The organism is Methanosphaera sp., from assembly GCF_016282985.1.
GTDB lineage: Archaea > Methanobacteriota > Methanobacteria > Methanobacteriales > Methanobacteriaceae > Methanosphaera.
The window spans coordinates 1-2972 of record NZ_JAEELZ010000147.1; the positions used below are offsets into that span (position 1 = coordinate 1).

At 27.5% G+C, this 2972-nt stretch carries 4 protein-coding genes; 3 read left to right on the top strand and 1 reads right to left on the bottom strand.

Annotation, left to right across the window (positions count from 1 at the left end; genetic code table 11):
* Positions 1-589, top strand: a 589-nt coding sequence (locus QZZ11_RS09035) for a methyltransferase domain-containing protein (protein ID WP_292475502.1), incomplete at its 5' end; no start/stop codon positions are given.
* A gap of 40 nt (positions 590-629) precedes the next feature.
* Here QZZ11_RS09035 and QZZ11_RS09040 read toward each other — a convergent pair.
* Positions 630-1268 carry an aquaporin gene (locus QZZ11_RS09040; RefSeq protein ID WP_292475504.1) on the bottom strand — a complete coding sequence of 213 codons (639 nt, stop codon included), beginning with the start codon at positions 1266-1268 and terminating at the stop codon, positions 630-632.
* A gap of 101 nt (positions 1269-1369) precedes the next feature.
* On the opposite strand from QZZ11_RS09040, the gene QZZ11_RS09045 reads away from it, so the two are divergent.
* Positions 1370-1963, top strand: a complete 594-nt coding sequence (locus QZZ11_RS09045) for a hypothetical protein (protein WP_292475506.1) — start codon at positions 1370-1372, stop codon at positions 1961-1963.
* Between the two features lie 23 nt (positions 1964-1986).
* Entirely contained in the window at positions 1987-2328 is a 342-nt protein-coding gene (locus tag QZZ11_RS09050) for an inorganic diphosphatase (RefSeq protein WP_292475509.1), read from the top strand.
* The last annotated feature ends 644 nt before the right edge of the window (positions 2329-2972 follow it).

Genomic DNA, 2972 nt, shown 5'->3' on the forward strand with positions numbered 1-2972 from the left:
ATTTCCAGAATGCAAGGAAATACTAGGAACTGACTATTCTGAAGCAATGATTGACACTGCCAATAAAAATCTAATCAAAAGTGGAAGAAAGAATATAACTTTTAAACTGATGAATAACCTTAAAATGGATGTTCCCGATAACTACTTTGACATTGTCGTAGCTAGAAACACCATAACCGATCCCAAACAAATTTACAAATGCCTAAAACCAAATGGCTATCTTTTAATCCATGGTGTTGATAAAGAAGATTGCTGGAGTCTAAAAATATTATTCAAAAGAGGACAAGGTTATAACGATATTAAGCCAATAAGCATCATCGACTATGAAAATGTATTAAATGCCGGATTCAAAGATGTTGAACTAATTCCTATCCACAAAAGAGAATATTTTAAAAATGAATTATTATTTAAAGAATTTTTAAAAAAAGTTCAAATAATTGATGATTTTAGTGAAGAAAGTCAAGATAATAAAGATTATTATACTGATGACTTAGATGAAAACTTATTAAATGAATACATCAAAAATAATACCTATAATGGTAAAATAAGACTGCTAAGAAGATACTATGGCATAATTGCTAGAAAGTAATCAACAAAAAAAATCAATTCACAAAGAATTGATTTTTTCATTATTTTTCTTTTAAAACAAACTTATAGAATAATCCAGCAAGAATTGCACCAACAATTGGTGCTACGATAAAAATCCATACATTACTTAATGCACTTCCACCTTGTAAAACGGCTGGTGCTAAACTTCTAGCAGGATTAACACTTGTTCCAGTAAATGGAAGTCCAAATAAATGTACTAATGTTAAAGTAAGTCCAATAACAATTCCTGTAGCATGACCATTTTCTTTTTTATCAGTTACACCCAAAATTGTCGTTGTAAAAATAAATGTTAGAATTACTTCAACAACTAAAGCAACCCAAATTGTCGTATCCCCTACTAGTCCGTTTGCTCCAAGAGCATCAAATCCACCTAAAGTTAGTGCTAATAAAAGTGAACCAACAAAAGCTCCAATAACTTGTGCAACAACATAACGGATACATTCTTTTGTAGTCATCTTACCAACTACTAATAAAGATATTGATACCGCTGGATTGATATGACAACCAGACACATTACCAATACTATATGCTGCCGCTACAATTACTAATCCAAATGCAAGCGCCGTTGCTACTAAGTTAACTCCAGATGTAACTGCTACACCACAAGCCACAAGTGTAAGTAACATTGTTCCAACACCTTCAGCAATATACTTTTTCATTTCTCCTCCTTCTTACCATTATTATATAACAAATAAATAAATATGACTAGTTTTATTTATATTAAACATATGGTATACTAATAACAGGAGGATATATTTTTATGACTAAAAAAATATTTATAATTACAATACTTACTATTTGTTTAATTACTTTAACAGGATGTACAACTAAATATGATAGAGACGATATTATTGATTATATTGAAAACGATATTGGCATTAAAAATTATTTACTTGCTGAAGAAGCTATCGAAAAAAAAGATGATGATGGATATACAGATTATTATTGGCATGTGGTATATAACGATATAGAATTCGATGTTATCAATGATTATTATTGGTCAATGGAATCTCTTTTTAATGGATTATCTTCAAACTTTAACCAATCGGCCTTAGATTACTTTTATTCAAATTATAATAACAAAAATAATATTACATATAAAAAAGATTATGTACTTAATAACAAAAATACGTTAATGTGTGAAGTAGCAAATGAACAAAAAGAAATAGATTATACCAAATTACAAAATTGTTATAACTCTATTGTTGAATTTGTTAAAACAATAGATTTTCAAGAATATCCAATACGTTATATAAGTGTCGAAATAACAAATGGAAGTAAACATGTAAAATGGCTAACAATATATTACGATAATCAAATAAACTCATTCGATGATTTTAAAAATTCACAATAAGTAAAATAAATTAAGGTGATTATATGAAAAATAAAGATTATTTAGGAAAAATAATAAAAGTAAAAATGGATCGCCCATTTGGAACAAAACATCCTAAACATGGATTTATATACCCTGTCAATTATGGATATATACCTAATACTATAAGTGATGATGGTGAAGAAATAGATGTTTACCTTCTAGGTGTATTTGAACCTGTTAAAGAATATGAGGGTGAATGTATTGCAATAATACATAGAACAAATGATAATGATGACAAACTTGTTGTAGTCCCCATAGGAAAAAACTATTCTAATGATGCAATTAACGCATTAACGGAATTTCAAGAACAGTATTTTGAACACATTATTATCAGAAATGAATAAAAATAACTATAATTGATATCAGTAATAACAATGAAAATACATTATTTCTAAAATGTATTTTTTCATTTTCTCACCTATAAAAATTATATATCGAATATTAGAAAAAAAACAATTTTATGTTTCCACACTCTCCCCTAAAATAAAAAACTTGATTAAAAATCAAGTTTTTTATAAATATCGAAAAAGTTTGATTAATTTACTAAATTGAGATAATCATACCACATAAAAATATTAAATATTCTGTTCCTCATTTCTTTTAAAAAAAATCTCATTGTCCTTCCAATGTAAACTCTCTACCACCACCTTAAAAGTATAGTTACTACAATATAATTATATTATATAAACAATTGTTTATCAATACACAAACAAGTTTTTTTAATACTGAATTCATCCTGACACTTACTTCATAGATGTAGAGAAATTCTTTTGATTTCTTAGTTAATTAATTTCCACCAGCATGCTGGTAGTTTTTCTTTTATGCCTAAAAGGATATATTATTGCCTCCACTAAAGTAGCCCTTTTGACTGCCATTTGAACACTCAACTGGTCCTCTTTTAGTTGATTTGCTATATATTATTTTATTTTCTTGGTATCATTCATAAATAAATGTCCTGATTCCAATATTATGGTTGCTTCTTACAGTC

What these genes read in the sequence shown, in the direction of transcription:
- QZZ11_RS09045 (WP_292475506.1), top strand. Translation starts at nt 1,370, where the DNA reads ATGACTAAAAAAATATTTATAATTACAATACTTACTATTTGTTTAATT.
- QZZ11_RS09040 (WP_292475504.1), bottom strand. Translation starts at nt 1,268, where the DNA reads ATGAAAAAGTATATTGCTGAAGGTGTTGGAACAATGTTACTTACACTT.
- QZZ11_RS09050 (WP_292475509.1), top strand. Translation starts at nt 1,987, where the DNA reads ATGAAAAATAAAGATTATTTAGGAAAAATAATAAAAGTAAAAATGGAT.